Source organism: Escherichia sp. Marseille-Q3837, from assembly GCF_916618735.1.
Classification (GTDB): Bacteria; Pseudomonadota; Gammaproteobacteria; order Enterobacterales; family Enterobacteriaceae; genus Escherichia; species Escherichia ruysiae.
Window position 1 is genome coordinate 1,853,190 of sequence record NZ_CAKAKC010000001.1, and the last position, 20,762, is coordinate 1,873,951.

Sequence of the window (20,762 nt, forward strand, 5' to 3'; positions counted from 1 at the left end):
GGATTTTCGTGAGACAGGAAGAAGATGGACATTAACAACAAAGCCCGCATTCATTGGGCATGCCGCCGTGGTATGCGCGAACTTGATATTTCGATCATGCCGTTTTTCGAACATGAGTACGACAGCTTAAGCGATGACGAAAAACGCATCTTTATTCGTCTGCTGGAATGTGACGATCCCGATCTGTTCAACTGGCTGATGAATCACGGTAAACCGGCCGATGCAGAACTGGAAATGATGGTCCGACTCATCCAGACACGGAACCGGGAACGTGGTCCTGTGGCAATCTGATCTGCGCGTCTCCTGGCGCGCGCAGTGGCTTTCCTTGCTGATCCACGGGCTGGTTGCCGCTGTTATTTTACTCATGCCCTGGCCGCTCAGTTACACCCCGTTATGGATGGTGTTACTTTCGCTGGTGGTGTTTGATTGCGTTCGCAGCCAGCGACGCATTAATGCTCGCCAGGGGGAAATTCGCTTGTTGATGGACGGGCGTTTGCGTTGGCAAGGGCAGGAGTGGAGCATCGTCAAAGCACCGTGGATGATTAAGAGCGGCATGATGCTGCGTTTACGTTCTGATGGCGGTAAACGGCAACATTTATGGCTGGCAGCCGACAGCATGGACGAAGCCGAATGGCGGGATTTACGGCGGATATTGTTGCAACAAGAGACGCAAAGATAAAGATGACGGCAAAGCATATGCGCTAAGCCGTCAGTGACATCAGGCGTAATGCTCTGCCATTTCGTTGAGGATTTGCTCGCACCAGTTCTGAATACGCTCGTCGCTAAGGTCATACTGGTTAGTTTCGTCCAGCGCCAGACCCACGAACAGTTGTCCGTCAGCAATCACCGGTTTCGGGCTGGTAAACTCATATCCTTCCGTTGGCCAGTAGCCGACGAACTTCACGCCTTTGGTCGAGAGTTTGTCATGCAGCATACCGAGTGCATCGAGGAACCACTCACCATATCCCAGTTGATCGCCTAATCCATATAGCGCAACAATTTTACCTTTGAGATTCAGGTCGTCGAGCTGATCCCAGACGGCTTCCCAGTCTTCCTGGATTTCGCCAAAATCCCAGGTCGGGATACCCAGAATGAGCACATCGTACTGCTCCATTAATTTCGGGGAGTCGTCCTTGAGGTTATGTAAGGTCACCAGTTCTGGGCCGATAATATCGCGGATTTTTTCTGCCGCCATTTCGGTGTAACAGGTGCTGGAACCGTAAAAAAGACCCATATTCATAACGTAAGCTTCTCGATTCTGCTGTGGCTTTTGCGGCTAGTGTATCAGAATCGCTTTAGTCACGGCACAATAAGGCATAATGGATCAAACGAGTAACGATAAGGGGCGCAAGTGAAACAGGATCTGGCACGCATCGAGCAGTTTCTTGATGCCCTGTGGCTGGAGAAAAATCTGGCAGAAAATACGTTGAACGCATATCGTCGCGATCTGTCAATGATGGTGGAGTGGTTGCATCATCGTGGATTGACGCTGGCAACGGCGCAAAGCGGCGACTTACAGGCATTACTGGCAGAACGGCTGGAAGGCGGGTATAAAGCCACCAGTTCCGCTCGTTTGCTGAGTGCGGTGCGCCGATTGTTCCAGTATCTTTATCGCGAAAAATTTCGTGAAGACGATCCCAGTGCGCATCTTGCTTCGCCGAAATTACCCCAGCGTCTACCGAAAGATTTAAGTGAAGCGCAAGTCGAAAGGTTATTGCAGGCACCGTTGGTTGATCAGCCTCTGGAGCTACGCGACAAAGCGATGCTCGAAGTGCTGTATGCTACCGGATTGCGTGTCTCTGAACTTGTAGGGTTGACGATGAGCGATATCAGCTTGCGTCAGGGCGTGGTGCGGGTAATCGGTAAAGGCAATAAAGAACGCCTGGTGCCGTTAGGTGAAGAGGCAGTCTACTGGCTGGAAACCTATCTGGAACACGGGCGACCGTGGTTGCTAAACGGTGTGTCGATTGATGTACTGTTTCCCAGCCAGCGTGCGCAGCAGATGACGAGACAAACTTTCTGGCATCGCATTAAACATTATGCCGTGCTGGCGGGGATCGACAGCGAAAAGCTGTCACCGCATGTGTTGCGTCACGCTTTTGCCACTCATTTATTAAATCATGGTGCGGATTTACGCGTGGTACAGATGCTACTGGGCCACAGCGATCTTTCCACCACGCAAATTTATACGCATGTCGCTACTGAGCGTCTGCGGCAACTTCATCAACAGCATCACCCTCGGGCGTGATAGCTGAAAAGAACGGGATGACTTATGAAGAAAGGTTTTATGTTGTTTACTTTGTTGACGGCGTTTTCTGGCTTTGCTCAGGCTGATGACACGGCAATTCAACAAACGTTAGCCAAAATGGGCATTAAAAGCAGCGATATTCAGCCAGCACCCGTGGCAGGCATGAAGACAGTTCTGACTAACAGCGGTGTGTTGTACATCACCGATGATGGTAAACACATCATTCAGGGGCCAATGTATGACGTTAGCGGCGCGGCACCGATCAACGTCACCAACCAGATGCTGTTAAAGCAACTGAATGCGCTGGAAAAAGAGATGATTATCTACAAAGCGCCGCAAGAAAAGCACGTCATCACCGTGTTTACCGACATTACCTGCGGTTACTGCCACAAAATGCATGAGCAGATGGCTGACTACAACGCGCTGGGGATCACCGTGCGTTATCTCGCGTTCCCGCGCCAGGGGCTGGAGAGCCAGGCTGAACAACAAATGAAAGCCATCTGGTGTGCAAAAGATAAAAACAAAGCGTTTGATGATGTGATGGCAGGTAAAGCTGCCACTCCGGCAAGTTGCGATATTGATATTGCCGACCATTACGCACTTGGCGTACAGCTTGGCGTTAGCGGTACTCCGGCAGTTGTGCTGAGCAATGGCACACTTGTTCCGGGTTACCAGCCGCCGAAAGCGATGAAAGAATTCCTCGACGAACATCAAAAAATGACCAGCGGTAAATAATTCGCGTGAAACAACAGATACAACTTCGTCGTCGTGAAGTCGACGAAACGGCAGACTTGCCCGCTGACTTGCCCCCCTTGCTGCGGCGTTTATACGCCAGTCGGGGCGTGCGCAGCGCGCAGGAACTGGAGCGCAGCGTTAAAGGTATGCTGCCCTGGCAGCAACTGAGCGGTGTCGAAAAGGCCGTTGAGATCCTTTACAACGCTTTTCGCGAAGGAACGCGGATTATTGTGGTCGGGGATTTCGATGCCGACGGTGCCACCAGCACAGCTCTTAGCGTGCTGGCGATGCGTTCTCTCGGCTGTGACAACATCGACTACCTTGTACCGAACCGTTTCGAAGACGGTTACGGCTTAAGTCCTGAAGTGGTCGATCAAGCTCATGCGCGTGGTGCGCAGTTGATTGTAACGGTTGATAACGGCATTTCTTCTCACGCAGGAGTTGAACATGCTCGCTCGTTGGGCATTCCGGTTATTGTTACCGATCATCATTTGCCTGGCGAAACTTTACCTGCGGCGGAAGCCATTATTAATCCTAATCTGCGTGACTGCGAGTTCCCGTCGAAATCGCTGGCAGGCGTTGGCGTAGCGTTTTATCTGATGCTGGCGTTACGCACCTTTTTGCGCGATCGGGGGTGGTTCGATGAGCGTGGTATCGCAATACCGAATCTGGCGGAATTGCTGGATCTGGTGGCGCTGGGTACGGTGGCGGACGTAGTGCCGCTGGACGCCAATAATCGCATTCTGACCTGGCAGGGGATGAGTCGCATTCGTGCCGGGAAATGCCGCCCGGGGATTAAAGCCCTGCTGGAAGTGGCAAACCGCGATGCACAAAAACTCGCTGCCAGCGATTTAGGTTTTGCGCTGGGGCCGCGTCTCAATGCCGCCGGACGACTGGATGATATGTCCGTTGGCGTGGCACTGTTACTTTGCGACAACATCGGCGAAGCGCGCGTTCTGGCTAATGAGCTTGATGCACTAAACCAGACGCGAAAAGAGATTGAACAGGGAATGCAGGTCGAAGCACTGACCTTGTGCGAGCAACTGGAGCGTAGCCGCGATACGCTGCCTGGCGGGCTGGCAATGTATCACCCTGAATGGCATCAGGGCGTCGTTGGTATTCTGGCTTCGCGCATCAAAGAGCGTTTTCATCGTCCGGTTATCGCCTTTGCGCCTGCGGGCGACGGTACGCTGAAAGGTTCTGGTCGTTCCATCCAGGGATTGCATATGCGTGATGCGCTGGAGCGGTTAGACACGCTCTACCCTGGCATGATGCTCAAGTTTGGCGGTCATGCGATGGCGGCAGGATTGTCGCTGGAAGAGGATAAATTCGAACTCTTTCAGCAACGCTTTGGCGAACTGGTTACCGAGTGGCTGGATCCGGCATTATTACAGGGTGAAGTAGTTTCCGACGGCCCGTTAAGTGCAGCGGAGATGACCATGGAAGTTGCGCAACTGCTGCGTGATGCCGGTCCGTGGGGGCAGATGTTCCCGGAACCGCTGTTTGACGGTCATTTTCGCCTGCTGCAACAGCGGTTGGTGGGAGAGCGCCATCTGAAGGTTATGGTTGAACCGGTCGGCGGCGGCCCGCTGCTGGATGGTATTGCTTTTAATGTCGATACCGCCCTCTGGCCGGATAACGGCGTTCGTGAAGTACAACTGGCCTACAAGCTGGATATCAACGAGTTTCGCGGCAACCGCAGTCTACAGATTATCATCGATAATATCTGGCCACTTTAGCATCGTCCTCTCTATAAAAAAGAGTGTGGATTGGGTACAATCCCGCTCTTATCACCGCATTTTGACTAGCTCAATAAAAGAAATCAGACCATGTTTGAAATTAATCCGGTAAATAATCGCATTCAGGACCTCACGGAACGCTCCGACGTTCTTAGGGGGTATCTTTGACTACGACGCCAAGAAAGAGCGTCTGGAAGAAGTAAACGCCGAGCTGGAACAGCCGGATGTCTGGAACGAACCCGAACGCGCACAGGCGCTGGGTAAAGAGCGTTCCTCCCTCGAGGCTGTTGTCGATACCCTCGACCAAATGAAACAAGGGCTGGAAGATGTTTCCGGTCTGCTGGAACTGGCTGTAGAAGCTGACGACGAAGAAACCTTTAACGAAGCCGTTGCTGAACTCGACGCCCTGGAAGAAAAACTGGCGCAGCTTGAGTTCCGCCGCATGTTCTCCGGCGAATATGACAGCGCCGACTGCTACCTTGATATCCAGGCTGGTTCCGGCGGTACGGAAGCGCAGGACTGGGCAAGTATGCTTGAGCGTATGTATCTGCGCTGGGCAGAATCGCGCGGTTTCAAAACTGAAATTATCGAAGAGTCGGAAGGTGAAGTAGCGGGTATCAAATCCGTAACTATCAAGATCTCCGGCGATTACGCTTATGGTTGGCTGCGCACAGAAACCGGTGTTCACCGTCTGGTGCGTAAAAGCCCGTTTGACTCCGGCGGTCGTCGCCACACGTCGTTTAGTTCCGCGTTTGTTTACCCAGAAGTGGATGACGATATTGATATCGAAATCAACCCAGCGGATCTGCGCATTGATGTCTATCGCGCGTCCGGTGCGGGCGGTCAGCACGTTAACCGTACCGAATCTGCGGTGCGTATTACTCACATCCCGACCGGGATTGTGACCCAGTGCCAGAACGACCGTTCCCAGCACAAGAACAAAGACCAGGCCATGAAGCAGATGAAAGCAAAACTTTATGAGCTGGAGATGCAGAAGAAGAATGCTGAGAAACAGGCGATGGAAGACAATAAATCTGACATCGGCTGGGGCAGCCAGATTCGTTCTTATGTCCTTGATGACTCCCGCATTAAAGATCTGCGCACCGGGGTTGAAACCCGCAACACGCAGGCAGTGCTGGATGGCAGCCTGGATCAATTTATCGAAGCAAGTTTGAAAGCTGGGTTATAAGGAACCAACATGTCTGAACAACACGTACAAGGCACTGACGCGGTAACCGATCTTAACAATGAACTGAAAACTCGTCGCGAAAAGCTGGCGAACCTGCGCGAGCAGGGGATTGCCTTTCCGAATGATTTTCGTCGCGACCATACTTCTGACCAACTGCATACAGACTTCGACGGTAAAGAGAACGAAGAGCTGGAAGAGTTGAACATCGAAGTTGCTGTAGCTGGTCGCATGATGACTCGCCGAATTATGGGTAAAGCCTCTTTCGTTACCCTGCAGGACGTCGGTGGTCGCATTCAGCTGTATGTAGCTCGTGATGATCTGCCGGAAGGCGTTTATAACGATCAATTTAAGAAATGGGATCTTGGCGATATTATCGGCGCAAAAGGTAAGCTGTTTAAAACCAAAACCGGCGAGCTGTCTATCCACTGCACCGAGCTGCGTCTGCTGACCAAAGCACTGCGCCCGCTGCCAGACAAATTCCACGGCTTGCAAGATCAGGAAGCGCGTTATCGTCAGCGTTATCTGGATCTCATCTCTAACGATGATTCCCGCAACACCTTTAAAGTGCGTTCACAGATCCTCTCTGGCATTCGCCAGTTCATGGTGAATCGCGGCTTTATGGAAGTTGAAACCCCGATGATGCAGGTGATCCCGGGCGGTGCGGCAGCACGTCCGTTTATTACCCATCACAACGCGCTGGATCTCGACATGTACCTGCGTATTGCGCCGGAACTGTACCTCAAGCGTCTGGTGGTTGGCGGTTTTGAACGCGTGTTCGAAATCAACCGTAACTTCCGTAACGAAGGTATCTCCGTGCGCCATAACCCAGAGTTCACCATGATGGAACTCTATATGGCTTACGCGGATTACAAAGATCTGATCGAACTGACCGAATCGCTGTTCCGCACTCTGGCTCAGGATATTCTCGGTAAGACTGAAGTAACCTACGGTGATGTGGTACTGGACTTCGGTAAGCCGTTCGAAAAACTGACCATGCGTGAAGCGATTAAGAAATATCGCCCGGAAACCGACATGGCAGACCTGGATAACTTTGACTCTGCGAAAGCGATTGCTGAATCTCTCGGCATTCACGTTGAGAAGAGCTGGGGGCTGGGTCGTATTGTGACCGAGATCTTTGACGAAGTGGCAGAAGCGAATCTGATTCAGCCGACCTTCATTACTGAATACCCGGCTGAAGTTTCTCCGCTGGCGCGTCGTAACGACGTCAACCCGGAAATCACCGATCGCTTTGAATTCTTTATTGGCGGTCGTGAGATTGGTAACGGCTTTAGCGAACTGAACGATGCAGAAGATCAGGCGCAGCGTTTCCTGGATCAGGTTGCGGCGAAAGACGCAGGCGACGATGAAGCAATGTTCTACGATGAAGATTACGTTACTGCACTGGAACATGGTCTGCCGCCGACAGCAGGTCTGGGAATTGGTATCGACCGTATGGTTATGCTTTTCACCAACAGCCATACTATCCGCGACGTTATTCTGTTCCCGGCGATGCGTCCGGTAAAATAAGTATTACGCGTAAGCACATAACCCCGGCAACCGTCGGGGTTTTTTATTTAAGCTGTGTAAATGCAGACAATTGTTTTCTGGCTTCGCTATTGGCTGCCTGCATCACCATCCACGGGCTGAATGCCCACGGAGTGGCATCAATACCGCGTAATACATCTGCTAAATCACACCATTGATAATCCATCACTTCATCATTGTTGGGCTGTAACTCGCTGATCACGCGTGCGGCAAATACCGGGCACACTTCATTTTCGACAATGCCACTCGGATCGGTGACGCGGTAGTGAAAGTCAGGATAGACCGGTTCTGGTGATGTTATTTCCACACCCAGTTCAAAGCGGCAACGGCGGATCACCGCGTCTTCGTTGCTTTCTCCCAATTGTGGATGCCCACAAACCGAGTTTGTCCACACACCCGGCCATGCTTTTTTGCTCAGTGCGCGGCGGGTAACTAATAATTGCCCTTTGGCATTAAACAGCCAACTGGAGAACGCGAGATGTAAGGGGGTATTTGCCGTGTGTGCAGCATATTTTTCCAGTGTACCCGAAGGGACTCCCTGTGCATTCAGTAAAATGACGTGTTCCGTTTGCATAATTTCTCACATGTAATTCTAATCACTCGTCATTATAGATAACAGAAGTGTTAAATGATTAACCAAGTGAGCGTTTATCGACAACCGCCCGTTTTGAGCGGATGCCGACAGAGAAAGACCATTTAAAAAAGCAACATCATATATTTGAAGCGGCTTTCAATAGCCATTGCAACGCAGTCAGAAATGACAGGAATGGAGATCATTAAGAGTAATAACAGACTGAATATAGCGCGCATTAAAAGATTCATATTATTCTCCATGCTCATTTTTCTTCAGCTTGCGCATCAGAAGCCACATACGTACTGTCCTGACTTTTAGATCTTTATCAGAGACGGATTCCTTTACCAGGTCAGCATGATGCTGATAGCCATTAAAGAAGACGTTCAGCACAACGGCGCTAAGGGTTGCGAGCATAATGCCGCTATGCAGCAACGGTTGCAGTACGGCCGGTAATTTAGAAAAAAAATCGTGAGAAAGCGTTGGAGTCATGCCAACGCCGAGACTGATTGCCACAATATAGAGGTTGTAACGGTTGGTGGTGTAGTTACAGCGCGACAGAATCCGAATCCCTGTAGCCAGCACCATGCCGAACATCACCAGCCCCGCGCCGCCCAGCACAAATTGCGGAATGGAAGCCACCAGCACCGCCATTTTGGGCACCATGCCGAACAGAATTAAAATAATCCCCGAAGAAATACACACCCAGCGGCTATGAACGCGCGTCACGCTGACCAGACCGACGTTTTGTGAAAAAGATGTATGCGGAAAACTGTTAAACGTTCCGCCGATCATGGTTCCTACGCCATCCACGCGCAGCCCGCGAATAATGTCGTGCGAAGAGAGCTTACGACCGACTATTTCACCCAGTGCCAGGAACATCCCCATCGACTCAATAAATACGATGATGAGTACTGCGGTCATGGTCAAAATAGAAACGGGGTCGAAAATCGGCATACCAAACGACATCGGCGTAACAATCGCAAACCACGAAGCATCATGCAGCCCGGATAAATTGACTTCATTCATCATCCACGAAAGTAAAAAGCCAAATACAATCCCCAGTAATACGGCGACATTGGACATAAATCCTTTTGCATAGCGAGTAATAAGCAAGATGAAAATTAAGACTGCGAAGGAGATTCCTAAATAAACGGGATTACCATATTGCGGATTTCCTTTACCTCCCGCAGCCCAATCAATGCCCACCTGAATAATACTCAGCCCGATAGAGGTAATAACCACACCGGTAACCAGCGGTGGGAACAAAGGCATTAAGCGACCAATAAGCGGCGCTAATAATGTGGTGATAAATCCTGCTGCGATGGTTGCGCCAAAAATCCCCAGCAGCCCGATATCCGGGTTCATCCCGATAGCTATCATTGGCGTTACAGCAGCAAAGGTCACCGACATAATAACGGGCAGGCGAATCCCCATAAAACGACCGATGCCAATGCATTGCAAAAGTGTGACGATACCGCAGCAAAAGAGGTCGGAGCTAATAAGCATCGCGATCGCCTCTTTGGTAAGGCCGAGTCTGTCACCAATCATCAGTGGAACAGCGACTGCACCTGCATACATCACAAGTACGTGTTGCAGACCGAGTATGATCAACTTTCCTGGTGATAATATGCGGTCAACCTCATCGGTGGGGCGGTCTTGCCCTGAAGATGAGGGAAGTTGGGAATCTATGGCGCTCATCAGTCATTCTCCTTTCGCTCGCCAGAGTTAAAAGCAACCGTTTACGTTAATAAAACTGTTTAATTACATGCTCGTGGGATGCCAGTTTTAACGAGGAAGGGAAGTTAGAGACAGGAATTGCGGAGGCAATCACATAATCGTGGTTAAACCGAGAAAATGAGAAAAGAATCAGATAATGGAATTATCTTTAATTTTCTCATATTGATATGTCTTTAATCATTCTGGCATATCGCACTCTCGCATTTAATGTTTTTGAGTTGGATTACTCTGTTTTCAGCAACGATGTTTAATTAATGAAAGCGGCACAGATTGAGGGGTAATAATTTGACCTCAGTCGCAAAATATCATTAAAGCGGACACGTTTTATAATATATGCCCGTTTATTGCATTGCGACATTTGAGAAGACATAACTCATCAAATGAAAGGGATGCAAATGAATAAGTTTATCGCTGCTGAAGCTGCGGAATGTATAGGCTGTCATGCCTGTGAAATTGCCTGTGCGGCGGCACACAACCAAGAAAACTGGCCGCAGAGCCACAGTGACTTTAAACCCCGTATTCACGTTGTTGGGAAAGGCCTGCACGCGAATCCGGTGGCCTGTCATCATTGCAATAATGCCCCCTGCGTTACGGTTTGCCCGGTAAATGCTCTGACTTTCCAGCCTGATAGCGTACAACTGGACGAGCAAAAGTGTATTGGTTGTAAAAGATGCGCAATCGCTTGCCCCTTTGGCGTAATCGAGATGGTCGGTTCTATTGCGCAGAAATGCGACCTTTGTAACCAGCGCAGTTCCGGCGTTCAAGCCTGTATTGAGGTCTGCCCAACGCAGGCATTACGCCTGATGGATGATAAAGGGTTACAGCAGATAAAGATGACCCGCCAGCGCAAAACGGCAGAAGGAAAGGTGTCATCAGATGCTCAGTCATCTCGCCGTGCAGCGTTGCTCCCCGTTAACCCGCGTAAAGGTGCAGATAAAATTTCAGCGAGTGAGCGGAAAACCCACTTTGGCGAAATCTATTGTGGACTGGATCCGCAACAAGCGACTTATGAGAGTGACCGCTGTGTTTATTGTGCCGAAAAAGCCAACTGCAACTGGCATTGCCCGCTGCATAACGCCATTCCGGATTACATCCATCTGGTACAGGAAGGGAAGATTATTGAAGCGGCAGAACTCTGCCACCAGACCAGCTCCTTACCCGAAATCTGCGGCAGGGTATGCCCGCAGGACCGTCTTTGTGAAGGCGCATGTACTTTGAAAGATCACTCTGGCGCAGTCTCTATCGGTAATCTGGAACGCTACATCACCGATACCGCGCTGGCGATGGGCTGGCGTCCCGATGTCAGCCTGGTCGTTCCGCGTATGGAAAGAGTGGCGGTGATTGGCGCAGGGCCAGCAGGGCTGGGGTGTGCCGATATTCTGGCGCGCGCTGGCGTTCATGTTGATGTCTTTGATCGCCATCCAGAAATTGGCGGCATGTCGACCTTTGGTATTCCTCCTTTCAAGCTCGATAAAGCGGTGTTAAGCCAGCGGCGGGAGATATTCACCGCGATGGGGATCGACTTTCATCTCAACTGTGAAATTGGCCGTGATATCTCTTTCAACGAATTAACGGCGGAATATGATGCCGTTTTCCTCGGCGTGGGGACTTACGGGATGATGCGAGCGGATCTGCCGCATGAAGATGCGCCCGGTGTCATTCAGGCGCTACCGTTCCTGATCGCCCATACCCGCCAGTTGATGGGGCTGCCAGAGTCTGCAGAGTATCCGCTGACGGATGTAGAAGGTAAGCGAGTTGTCGTATTGGGGGGCGGCGATACAACAATGGATTGCCTGCGCACATCCATTCGCCTGAATGCCACCAGCGTGACCTGTGCTTATCGGCGTGATGAAGTCAGTATGCCCGGCTCGCGAAAAGAGGTGGTTAATGCGCGAGAGGAAGGCGTTGAGTTTCAGTTCAATGTTCAGCCGCAATATATCGCTCTTGATGATGACGGGCGCTTAAAAGCGGTGGGTTTGATTCGTACCGCAATGGGTGAGCCGGGACCTGATGGTCGCCGTCGTCCACGTCCGGTGGCGGGATCTGAGTTTGAACTGCCCGCCGATGTGCTGATTATGGCCTTTGGGTTCCAGGCACATGCCATGCCGTGGTTGCAGGGCAGTGGCGTTAAGCTCGATAAATGGGGGCTGATTCAAACCGGCGACGTCGGGTATTTACCCACCCAGACGCATCTGAGAAAAGTCTTTGCTGGTGGTGATGCTGTTCATGGCGCGGATCTGGTCGTCACTGCAATGGCCGCAGGAAGACAGGCAGCACACGATATGTTAGCCATGTTTAATACGAAGGCATCGCGATGAAATCGTTAATTATCGTTAATTCAACTGACTGCATTGGTTGTCGTACTTGCGAAGTGGCTTGCGTGGTCGCCCATCCGTTAGAACAGGAGTTGAATGCTAGTTTCTTTCTCCCACGTTTAAAAGTGCAGCGTCTGAACAACATTAGTGCGCCGGTGATGTGCCATCAATGCGAAAACGCCCCTTGTGTTGGCGCTTGCCCTGTGGGGGCTCTGACGATAGGCGAGCAGGTGGTGCAGGCCAATTCTGCCCGTTGTATTGGCTGTCAGAGTTGCGTCAGTGCGTGCCCGTTTGGGATGATCACTGTTCAGTCGTTGCCCGGTCATACTCGTCAACTCATCGTGAAATGTGATCTTTGCGAACAGCGGCAAGAGGAACCTGCGTGCGTTGAGTCCTGCCCAACGCAGGCGTTGCAGTTGATGACTGAGAGAGAACTCAGGCAAGTCCGCCAGCAGCGTCTTGCTGCCAGCGGTGAGAATTCTCTCTGAAAGAAATCTCCGCGCTGAAAGGCGCGGAGAGTCTATTAGATTGCCCAACCACCTGCGTAAAATGCGACCAGTGCGGCGGTAATGATAACCGTACCAATATTCAGCTTTTGCCATTCGCGTGCAAAGACGCGGCCTACGACCAGTGTCACAAAGCCCAGCATAATACCGGTGACGATATTACAGGTCAGAACGATGAAAACCGCACATACCAGGCCTGCCATCGCATCAATAAAGTCATTGAAGTCGAGCTTCGAGACATTACTTAACATCAGCAAACCCACGTACATCAGTGCAGGGGCAGTGGCATAACCAGGGATCAGAAACGACAGCGGAGATAAGAACAGAATCAGCAGGAATAACGCGCCAACTACCGTTGCGGTTAAACCGGTTTTGCCCCCGGCGGCAGTTCCGGCTGCTGATTCGATATATACCGCCGCAGGTGCTGCACCCACTAAACCGGAGAATATTGAACTAACCGAGTCACTGGTCAGGGCTTTACCGCCGTTGATGATCTGGTTGTCTTTATCCAGCAGATTCGCCTGTCCGGCTACTGCACGGATGGTGCCGGTGGCGTCGAACACTGCGGTCATCACTAATGCCAGTACACTCGGAAGTACAGTTGGTTGAAGTGCGCCCATAATATCGAGGCTGAAAATCAGAGACTTACCATCTTCGCCAGTCAGACTTGGCATTGCTACCAGACCATGATATTTGACTGCCGGATCAAAGATTAAGCCGATGATCGAGATGGCGATAATCACCAGCAAGATCCCACCAGGTACGCGGCACTTCTCCAGGCCGAAAATCACCGCTAATCCCAGCAAGCTCATCAGCACCGGGAAAGAGGTAAACGCACCAAGCGCGACGGGTAAGCCTTCAATCGGGTTTTTGATAACCATACCAACGCCGTTAGCGGCAATCAGTAGCAGGAACAGACCAATACCGATACCTGTACCGTGCGCAATACCCATTGGTAAATTGCGTAAGATCCAGGTTCGCACGCCAGTTACGGAGATAGCTGTAAATATCAGACCCATCAGAAAGACCGCCCCTAGTGCTACCGGAACGCTAATTTGTTGCCCGAGTACCAGGCTGAATGCGGTAAATGCTGTCAAGGAAATGGCGCAACCAATCGCCATTGGCAGGTTAGCCCATAACCCCATCAGCAGAGAGCCGAAGCCAGCGACCAGACAGGTGGCAACGAAGACCGCTGCGGGAGGAAAACCTGCTTTACCCAGCATTCCCGGCACTACGATAACGGAGTAAACCATAGCGAGGAATGTGGTCAGACCCGCCAGTACCTCCTGGCGAACGCTGCTGCCACGAGCGGTAATTTTAAAATAATTATCCAGCGCGCCCTGTGGCTTTGGTGCGTCCGGTGTTTGTAGGATGTCTCCAGACATAATGATGTCCTCACGAGGTTTATTATTAGTTACGTTCGTACACCAGACGACCATCAACGTAGGTGCGATAGATAGAACGGTCATCGCCCAACGTCATCATCACGAACAATTTGTCGACTAAAGAAACAGAGTTGTCATAGCGCAATTGCTGCAGTGGCGTGGCGGTAGGCTCCATCACCACGAAATCAGCCTCTTTGCCTGGTATAAAATTGCCGATCAGATCGTCAAGTCCCAGAGATTTCGCGCCACCGAGCGTGGCAAGGTAAAACGCTTCATATGCTGAGAGACGATAGCCCTGTAACTGCAACACTTTGTAGGCTTCGTTCAGTGTTTGCAGCATGTTGAAGGTGGTTCCGGCACCAATGTCAGTCCCCATGCCGACTTTGACTTTCTTATTCCATGCTTTTTTCAAGTTGAATAAGCCGCTACCGAGATAAAGGTTGGAGGTTGGACAAAACGCGATGCTGGATTTAGTTTCGCTGAGACGATCCCACTCTTTTTCTTCCAGATGGACGCAGTGAGCAAAGACGCAGTTTTTACCGGTCAGGCCATACTGGTGATAAACATCCAGATAACCATCATGTTCAGGATAAAGTTCTTTCACCCAGGCAATTTCATCTTTGTTTTCACACAGATGGGTATGTATCCACGTATCGGGAAACTCTTCTTTCAGGCGTTGCGCCATTGCCATCTGTTCGGGAGATGAAGTCGGTGCGAAGCGCGGTGTAATGGCGTACAACAGACGTCCATTTTTGTGCCAGCGTTCGATCAGTTCTTTGCTTTGGTGATAACTGCTTTCTGCGGTATCAAGCAGATAATCCGGCGCATTGCGATCCATCATCACCTTGCCGGCAATCATACGCATATTGATATGACTGGCGGCTTCAAACAGCGCATCAACGGATTGCGGATGAACAGTCCCAAACACCAGCGCCGTAGTTGTGCCGTTGCGCAATAACTGCTTGATGAAAAACGCCGACATTTCGCGGGCGTATTCTAAATCCTCATAACGACGCTCTGTGGGGAATGTGTGTTTATTCAACCATTCCAGCAACTGCTCACCGTAGGCACCGACCATTTCACTTTGCGGATAATGGATATGTGTATCGACAAAGCCCGGAACTATCAGTTTGCCGCGATAATCACGGACGCGAATAGTGTCAGGAATTTGATGCTTTCCGTCTTCCCATTTGCCAAACCATTCCACTTTCCCTTGTTTAATGAGTAGTAAACCATCCTCAATAAAACGCAGTGCGGAGGCGATTTCTTCCGGGTTATCGACTGTACGGGTGACATCAATAAAACTGCCTCGTACTGCTTTTAACGTGTGTTCTCCTGACATCATTGACTCCTTTACTTTTAATCCATCTCTTCCGCTGAGGTAATACCAGGCAGAACGTTTTCCTGTCGGTAGCCACCAGGGAGAATAATATTTAATAAAATCGCAGTTAACCCGCCTGCACAAATAGGGTTTTCAACTAATACATAAATAGAGGCAGGCAATATTTTAAAAATTTCGGGATCGTAGGAAACACCAAGACCTAAACCTAATGAGGTGGCGACGATAAGTGTTTCACGGCGTTTTAAGCCATTGGTGATAATGATGCGGATACCGGCAATGGCAATCATGGAAAACATTAACGTCATTGCCCCCCCCAGAACTGCCGAGGGGATAGTGGTGAAGAAGCCGCCGATCATCGGAAATAACCCGAGGATAACCAACATAACCGCGATGGTTCGCCCGATATAACGTGAGGCGACGCCGGTCATCTGAATAACACCGTTATTTTGCGCAAAGGTGGTTAATGGTAATGAACCGACTGCGGAGGCGATAACAGAGACCAGACCATCTGCCAGCACGCCACCTTTCAGCCGTGACTGATATTCGTCTCCCTGAATAGGACGGCGGGAAACCATTGCCGTGGCGGTGATATCGCCTACTGCCTCCAGCACGCTAAGTAGATAAATCGTGCCGACCACCAGGAACTGATGGAAGCTGAAACTAAACCCGTATTTGAACGGATGTGGGATAGTGATTAACGGCAGGTTGCGCATACTGCTGAAATCCACCATGCCAAGGCATAACGACGCGATATAGCCGACGCAAAGTCCAATGGCGATCCCGCCCATGCGTAGCAACGGACTACGGCAGCAGTTAAAGCCGATCACCACAATCAAAACCAATAAACCAACGCCGAGATGTTCGTAATTGCCGAACGTACCGCTGCTTTTGGCTGCAAATCCACCGCCAAAATCGATAATGCCGACTTTAATCAGGCTTAAGCCGATCATCAGCACCACAATGCCGCTGACGGTGGGGGTGATAACCCGACGTAGATAAGGCAGGATAAAAGAAGAACCGACAACCAGAAATGCGCCAACGAAGGAAACGCCAAGCAGCGACGACATGATTAATTCTTCGTGGAAACCGTCGCTTTTCATGCTGCTGCCCAGCGCAATCATGACGGTAACAAATGAAAAATTGACTGACTGAATGGAGAGTAAACCGGAACCTACGATGCCATAACGGTTTACCTGTAACCATGTTCCAATACCGGAGGCGATCATCGCCATTGAAACCAGATAGGCGGTCGTTTCTGCGGAAAGTTGTAAGGCCGCACCCACAATTAATGCGGGAGTCACCATCGGAACGAAAATTGCCAACAGATGGGTAATTGCGCCAACAATAGCCTGATGAAAGGGAGGGCGATCCTCCAGTTCAAATATAAGGTCGGAACCTGCATGGTTTATATCAGACATCCCTTCACTCCTTTTAAAGTAAATTTGATCATCTGAATCAGTAAAATAAATACCCACGAATTTGGGGCGCAGGACGCCTTGAGAACGGCTTATCTCATTTTCGCAGTTACTATTTAGTCATCGTTCAAACAGAGAAACAGGCCGCCGAAGCGGTAACAGATTGTTGATAAATCGCGCTTTGTTCATGCCGGATGCGGCGTGAATGCCTTATCCGCCTACCAAATCATGCTAACTCAATATATTGCAGTCGACATGTAGGCCTGATAAGCGCAGCGCATCAGGCAATTTCGCATTTGTCAGCAATCCAGGCCGCCGAAGCGGCCATTTATTACTTATATTTTTTCCAGCGCGGTGAGTATTTTCTCCGGAGTGAAATGCCATTCGCGTAACCAGATGCCGCAGGCATCGTGAATTGCAGTAGCAATTGCTGGTGCTGCGCCATTTACGCCAATTTCCGAGATGGACTTCGCCCCGAACGGGCCGACTTTATCGTCGCTCGGCACCAGTACGGCACGGAAATCACGTGGGATGTCGCCAATTTTCGGTGCGCCGTAACTGCGTAAATCGCGGGTTAACGGGTGACCTTCGGCGTCATAAATGATTTCTTCGCTCATACTGTGCCCGATAGCACGCAGGGTGGCGCCGTAGATTTGTCCCAACGCTAACTCCGGATTGACCGGCGTACCGCAATCCAGCAGGGCGTAGAATTTGTCCAGGCGGATTTCACCGGTACGCGTGTTGACGGCAACTTCAGCAAAGTTTGCACCATACGGGAAGGCGAAATCAGGCGTGATATAACTGGCTGTTCCCACCAGCGAACCAAAGCCAGTACCGGTTTCGCCTTTATGGGCAATATCCCCGAAACTCACTTCGCCTTTCTTACCGCGCACGACGCCCGGCGTTGCCAGTTGAACATCTTCCAGTGGCTCACCCAACATTTGTGCACCGTGGAACAGGATTTTCTCCCGCAGATTTTCCGCAGCCATACGCGCCGCGTTGCCTGAGAAACAAGTACCGGACGAGGCATACGCGCCTTTATCAAACAGCGCATGGTCGGTGTCACCGGAGATAACATGCACGTCCTGCGGCGGGCAGTGCAGCACTTCTGCCGCCAGTTTGGTCACCACAGTATCCAGGCCGGTTCCGATATCCGCACCACCGGAGTGAACGATAAAGGTGCCATCAGATTCCAGTTTGATCATGCAGTTAGCCTGATCGATATCCGGGATCCCCGATTTCTGCATGATAATGGCGACGCCGCGACCGATGTGCCAGTCACCATTTTGCGGTTTCGGTGACGACCATTGGATCATCTCGCGACCCTGACGCAGGATCTCTTCCAGTGCGCAGCTGGCGGCGGAAGGAACGGAGGTCGGCGCTTTACCTTCACCGATTGCACCGAGAATTTTCAGCTCTTGCCCTTCGTGTACCCGGTTACGTTCGATAATTTCCAGTTGGTCGATCTGTAACTGTTCAGCCAGTTCCGCTAATGCCATGGTGATCGCGAAGTTACCTTTCGGTGCGCCATAACCCTGATAAGCACCATTTGGACAAATGTTGCTGTAGTAGGTGGTGACCTGGAAATCGACGTTATCGCACGGATATAACGGCAGCGACAGAGCCGGCCCGTTACACGGTACGGTGAGTGAATGGTTGCCGTAAGGGCCTGTGTTGGCGCGGAAATCCATCTTCACTGCCGTCAGGCGACCATCTTTTTTCGCCCCCAGTTTGACGGTGACTTTCGCGACGTGACGAGAAGTGTTGGCAATAAACTCTTCTTCACGGGTGTAGCGGAACAGCACCGGACGCCCGGTCACGCAGGTTGCCCAGGCGCACACTTCTTCCAGCAGGATGTCCTGTTTGGAACCAAAACCGCCGCCTACGCGTTCTTTAATGACATGAACTTTATGTTGTTTCATACCTACAAGGCGCGCAACCTGGCGGCGTAAGTGCCACGGTACTTGAGTGGAGGCGTGAATAACCAGCCGATCGCCATCCATGCGGGTAAAGCAGATATGTGTTTCAGTCGGGCATTGCTGCGCCTGAGTTGAGTTATAGGTTCGCTCAATGATCACATCGGCATCGGCGAAGCCTTTATCCATATCGCCAATATGACCATGAATACTGGCGGCGATATTTTTGCGTGGGCGAGAACCGATAGGGAAGTTAATGATCATATGCTCGCCGCGCTGGGCTGCATGACTGTTGTCATCTTCCAGAGTATCTGGTGCACCAGCGACATACACCACCGGTTCATCGTGCACGACAGGTGCATCTTCCGCCATTGCTTCGTCGATCGACATTACCGGTTTAAGCACTTCATATTCAACGTCGATGAGCTTCAGTGCTTCGAGCGCAATTTCTTCACTTTCAGCAACGACCGCAGCAACGCGATCGCCGACATGACGCATTTTCTTGCCGAACATGCGGCGGTCAAGTGGTGACGGTTCCGGTGCGCTCTGACCACCAGGGGTGTAGTAGATGTCCGGGCAATTCAGGTGAGTAATAACGTGAACAACGCCCGGTAAAGCCTCGGCTTTGCTGACATCCAGATGAGTAATCAGTGCGTGAGCGTGTGGGCTACGTAACATTTTAATGACGCAGGCGTCAGCCGTTACGCGGTCTTCAACATAGCAGGGTTTCGCCTGCACCATTTTCGCGGCATCAGTTTTAGGATAGTGCTTACCAATGACTTCAAGGTCATCGCGGAAAGTCGGGGCGATATCAATCGTGGCCTGTGGGTTATTTTTACGTGCAACCGCCAGTTCAACGACCTGGTAGTATTGCTGCCAGCCTGCATCGCGGCTGAACAGACCAGAAAGCGCGTCGTCGATCTCTTCGCGGGTAGGTGCGGCGATGCGATCAAGAAGATCGGTAATAATCAGAGCCGCAGCCGGATCGTTATAACCGGACTGCACCACGCCGACATCAACCATTGCTTGTTGAACCAGACTTAATTCGTTCCATTTGCCCAGTGATTCTGCGGTACGAATGTCTGCTTTTTCTAACTGTGCGGCAATAAGCAGGGATGCGTTGACGATATTACCGTTAAAGATAATTGCGTCAGAACCGGCAAAACCGAAACCATCATCACTGTTGCGTACAGAGTGCATTCCCATGTTAAACAACAGCTTTTGCACGTTTTCGCCAGGATTAACGGTTAATGCCTGGGGCGCGCCATTTAAAGTAAAGTGAATAATCATACGGCTTCCTCCCCAGCCTGTTGGCAGTCGGCATACAGGTCGGCTACCAGAACTCCCGTGATATAGCGTTTATAGGCCACGCTGCCCCGCAAATCTTCCTGCGGGAAAATGGCGTTGGCGACGGCCTGTTCCAGTGCATTGCCTTCCAGATTTTGTTTTTCGACATCGTGCAGACGCAGTGCTTTACTGGCGACGCCATCCAGCGCAATTCGCATACCGTCGTGGTCGGTTAATGCAACAGCCGCAGTCACTACCGTTAACCCAGCCTGGGAACGGCTAATTTTGCGAGTCGCGCAGGTGCGATACGGATCTTTAATGATGATTTCCGTCAGCAGACGATCGCATGGGCAGGACAGGTAGTCCTCGATTGATAGCGTTTCGCCGTTGCCAAAGACCAGTTCAGCATCCAGCGCCAGCAGCACCGGAAGCAGTACGGACTCTTCCTGTTGGGCGGCGATTTCGCCACCAATGGTGGACTGATTCCGTACATGGCGAGAGTAGACAAAGCCGAGGGCTTCACGCAGTGCTGCAGGAATAAATCGTGCATCACGCAGTGGCTGCAAGCGAGACATTGCGCCAATACGCAATGCGCCGTTATCCCAGTCAACCCAGTCCAGTTCCAGATCCTGTAAGGAAATGGCAATCTTTTTATCGGTACGGGTTGGTGTGGCGTTGAGTTTGCTGCCCCCGGCAAACCAGACGGCTTCATCCTGGAAGCGGCGCTTCAGTTCCAGCGCCTGTTCGACAGAGTCGGGTCTGAAAAATTGTTCAATCATCTTCTTTCCTTATTTAACCCTCTTCCTTGAAGGAAGAGGGTATCTGTCAT

The 20,762-nt window shown here is 51.0% G+C and carries 19 protein-coding genes; 10 read left to right on the plus strand and 9 right to left on the minus strand.

The window, feature by feature from the left end; all coding sequences use genetic code 11:
* The first annotated feature begins 24 nt into the window (after positions 1-24).
* Entirely contained in the window at positions 25-291 is a 267-nt protein-coding gene (gene sdhE / locus LG381_RS08685) for an FAD assembly factor SdhE (protein ID WP_000354046.1), read from the plus strand.
* Entirely contained in the window at positions 272-679 is a 408-nt protein-coding gene (locus LG381_RS08690) for a protein YgfX (protein ID WP_000244777.1), read from the plus strand. The genes sdhE and LG381_RS08690 overlap by 20 nt, the downstream gene beginning before the upstream one ends.
* Before the next feature lie 39 nt (positions 680-718).
* On the opposite strand, the gene fldB is transcribed toward LG381_RS08690, so the two are convergent.
* A complete protein-coding gene (gene fldB / locus LG381_RS08695) occupies positions 719-1,240 on the minus strand; it encodes a flavodoxin FldB (RefSeq protein WP_225762289.1) in 522 nt (173 codons plus the stop codon).
* A gap of 111 nt (positions 1,241-1,351) precedes the next feature.
* Here fldB and xerD point away from each other — a divergent pair, with 111 nt between their 5' ends.
* The 5 genes from xerD to lysS all read left to right on the plus strand — a co-directional run bounded on the left by xerD (position 1,352) and on the right by lysS (position 7,438).
* Complete coding sequence (gene xerD, locus LG381_RS08700; protein WP_000806649.1) at positions 1,352-2,248, plus strand: site-specific tyrosine recombinase XerD; 897 nt, start codon at positions 1,352-1,354, stop codon at positions 2,246-2,248.
* Between the two features lie 24 nt (positions 2,249-2,272).
* The gene (gene dsbC / locus LG381_RS08705; RefSeq protein ID WP_000715233.1) at positions 2,273-2,983 is read left to right on the plus strand and encodes a bifunctional protein-disulfide isomerase/oxidoreductase DsbC; all 711 of its coding nucleotides are present in this window, start codon (positions 2,273-2,275) and stop codon (positions 2,981-2,983) included.
* Between the two features lie 5 nt (positions 2,984-2,988).
* Entirely contained in the window at positions 2,989-4,722 is a 1,734-nt protein-coding gene (recJ, locus tag LG381_RS08710) for a single-stranded-DNA-specific exonuclease RecJ (protein ID WP_000813172.1), read from the plus strand.
* A gap of 90 nt (positions 4,723-4,812) precedes the next feature.
* Positions 4,813-5,911, plus strand: a protein-coding gene (prfB, locus tag LG381_RS08715) for a peptide chain release factor 2 (RefSeq protein WP_001701073.1) whose coding sequence is annotated in 2 segments (ribosomal slippage) — positions 4,813-4,887 and positions 4,889-5,911 — 1,098 coding nt in all. Because the reading frame shifts where the segments join, the coding sequence is not laid out codon by codon here.
* Between the two features lie 9 nt (positions 5,912-5,920).
* The gene (lysS, locus tag LG381_RS08720) at positions 5,921-7,438 is read left to right on the plus strand and encodes a lysine--tRNA ligase (protein ID WP_000003093.1); all 1,518 of its coding nucleotides are present in this window, start codon (positions 5,921-5,923) and stop codon (positions 7,436-7,438) included.
* Between the two features lie 43 nt (positions 7,439-7,481).
* Here lysS and idi read toward each other — a convergent pair whose 3' ends face one another.
* A complete protein-coding gene (idi, locus tag LG381_RS08725; protein WP_001192779.1) occupies positions 7,482-8,030 on the minus strand; it encodes an isopentenyl-diphosphate Delta-isomerase in 549 nt (182 codons plus the stop codon).
* Between the two features lie 54 nt (positions 8,031-8,084).
* On the opposite strand from idi, the gene LG381_RS08730 reads away from it, so the two are divergent.
* Positions 8,085-8,156, plus strand: coding sequence for a hypothetical protein (locus LG381_RS08730; RefSeq protein WP_123056740.1), 72 nt, complete (start codon positions 8,085-8,087; stop codon positions 8,154-8,156).
* Here LG381_RS08730 and yqfG read toward each other — a convergent pair.
* Together yqfG and uacT are read right to left on the minus strand one after the other, a co-directional pair.
* The gene (gene yqfG / locus LG381_RS08735) at positions 8,153-8,278 is read right to left on the minus strand and encodes a protein YqfG (protein ID WP_016159664.1); all 126 of its coding nucleotides are present in this window, start codon (positions 8,276-8,278) and stop codon (positions 8,153-8,155) included. The two genes, LG381_RS08730 and yqfG, sit on opposite strands and share 4 nt — an antisense overlap.
* Before the next feature lies 1 nt (position 8,279).
* On the minus strand, positions 8,280-9,728 hold the full coding sequence (gene uacT, locus LG381_RS08740) for a urate/proton symporter UacT (RefSeq protein ID WP_010347966.1): 1,449 nt from the start codon (positions 9,726-9,728) through the stop codon (positions 8,280-8,282).
* 434 nt (positions 9,729-10,162) lie between these two features.
* On the opposite strand from uacT, the gene ygfT reads away from it, so the two are divergent.
* Positions 10,163-12,085, plus strand: a complete 1,923-nt coding sequence (gene ygfT / locus LG381_RS08745; protein WP_225762290.1) for a formate-dependent uric acid utilization protein YgfT — start codon at positions 10,163-10,165, stop codon at positions 12,083-12,085.
* Positions 12,082-12,570 carry a 4Fe-4S dicluster domain-containing protein gene (locus tag LG381_RS08750; protein WP_225762291.1) on the plus strand — a complete coding sequence of 163 codons (489 nt, stop codon included), beginning with the start codon at positions 12,082-12,084 and terminating at the stop codon, positions 12,568-12,570. Before ygfT ends, LG381_RS08750 begins: the two co-directional genes overlap by 4 nt.
* Before the next feature lie 35 nt (positions 12,571-12,605).
* Here the strand turns inward: LG381_RS08750 and ghxQ are convergent, their stop codons facing one another.
* From ghxQ to ygfM, 5 genes are all read right to left on the minus strand, one after another.
* Positions 12,606-13,973: a guanine/hypoxanthine transporter GhxQ gene (ghxQ, locus tag LG381_RS08755; RefSeq protein WP_000012141.1), complete on the minus strand. Its 1,368-nt coding sequence runs from the start codon at positions 13,971-13,973 to the stop codon at positions 12,606-12,608.
* A 25-nt stretch (positions 13,974-13,998) separates the two neighbouring features.
* Entirely contained in the window at positions 13,999-15,315 is a 1,317-nt protein-coding gene (gene guaD, locus LG381_RS08760; protein WP_010347969.1) for a guanine deaminase, read from the minus strand.
* A 17-nt stretch (positions 15,316-15,332) separates the two neighbouring features.
* Positions 15,333-16,733: a xanthine/proton symporter XanQ gene (gene xanQ / locus LG381_RS08765; protein ID WP_001280173.1), complete on the minus strand. Its 1,401-nt coding sequence runs from the start codon at positions 16,731-16,733 to the stop codon at positions 15,333-15,335.
* A 332-nt stretch (positions 16,734-17,065) separates the two neighbouring features.
* A complete protein-coding gene (locus tag LG381_RS08770) occupies positions 17,066-19,936 on the minus strand; it encodes a molybdopterin-dependent oxidoreductase Mo/Fe-S-binding subunit (protein ID WP_225762292.1) in 2,871 nt (956 codons plus the stop codon).
* Positions 19,933-20,712 carry a molybdopterin-dependent oxidoreductase FAD-binding subunit gene (gene ygfM, locus LG381_RS08775; RefSeq protein WP_225762293.1) on the minus strand — a complete coding sequence of 260 codons (780 nt, stop codon included), beginning with the start codon at positions 20,710-20,712 and terminating at the stop codon, positions 19,933-19,935. Before ygfM ends, LG381_RS08770 begins: the two co-directional genes overlap by 4 nt.
* Positions 20,713-20,762: the final 50 nt, after the last annotated feature.

Bases quoted from the DNA above. Each gene is read 5' to 3' on its own strand.
- ygfT (WP_225762290.1), top strand. From the start codon at position 10,163: ATGAATAAGTTTATCGCTGCTGAAGCTGCGGAATGTATAGGCTGTCAT.
- xanQ (WP_001280173.1), bottom strand. From the start codon at position 16,733: ATGTCTGATATAAACCATGCAGGTTCCGACCTTATATTTGAACTGGAG.
- guaD (WP_010347969.1), bottom strand. From the start codon at position 15,315: ATGTCAGGAGAACACACGTTAAAAGCAGTACGAGGCAGTTTTATTGAT.
- yqfG (WP_016159664.1), bottom strand. From the start codon at position 8,278: ATGAATCTTTTAATGCGCGCTATATTCAGTCTGTTATTACTCTTAATG.
- LG381_RS08750 (WP_225762291.1), top strand. From the start codon at position 12,082: ATGAAATCGTTAATTATCGTTAATTCAACTGACTGCATTGGTTGTCGT.
- fldB (WP_225762289.1), bottom strand. From the start codon at position 1,240: ATGAATATGGGTCTTTTTTACGGTTCCAGCACCTGTTACACCGAAATG.
- idi (WP_001192779.1), bottom strand. From the start codon at position 8,030: ATGCAAACGGAACACGTCATTTTACTGAATGCACAGGGAGTCCCTTCG.
- LG381_RS08770 (WP_225762292.1), bottom strand. From the start codon at position 19,936: ATGATTATTCACTTTACTTTAAATGGCGCGCCCCAGGCATTAACCGTT.
- uacT (WP_010347966.1), bottom strand. From the start codon at position 9,728: ATGAGCGCCATAGATTCCCAACTTCCCTCATCTTCAGGGCAAGACCGC.
- lysS (WP_000003093.1), top strand. From the start codon at position 5,921: ATGTCTGAACAACACGTACAAGGCACTGACGCGGTAACCGATCTTAAC.
- ghxQ (WP_000012141.1), bottom strand. From the start codon at position 13,973: ATGTCTGGAGACATCCTACAAACACCGGACGCACCAAAGCCACAGGGC.
- sdhE (WP_000354046.1), top strand. From the start codon at position 25: ATGGACATTAACAACAAAGCCCGCATTCATTGGGCATGCCGCCGTGGT.
- ygfM (WP_225762293.1), bottom strand. From the start codon at position 20,712: ATGATTGAACAATTTTTCAGACCCGACTCTGTCGAACAGGCGCTGGAA.
- dsbC (WP_000715233.1), top strand. From the start codon at position 2,273: ATGAAGAAAGGTTTTATGTTGTTTACTTTGTTGACGGCGTTTTCTGGC.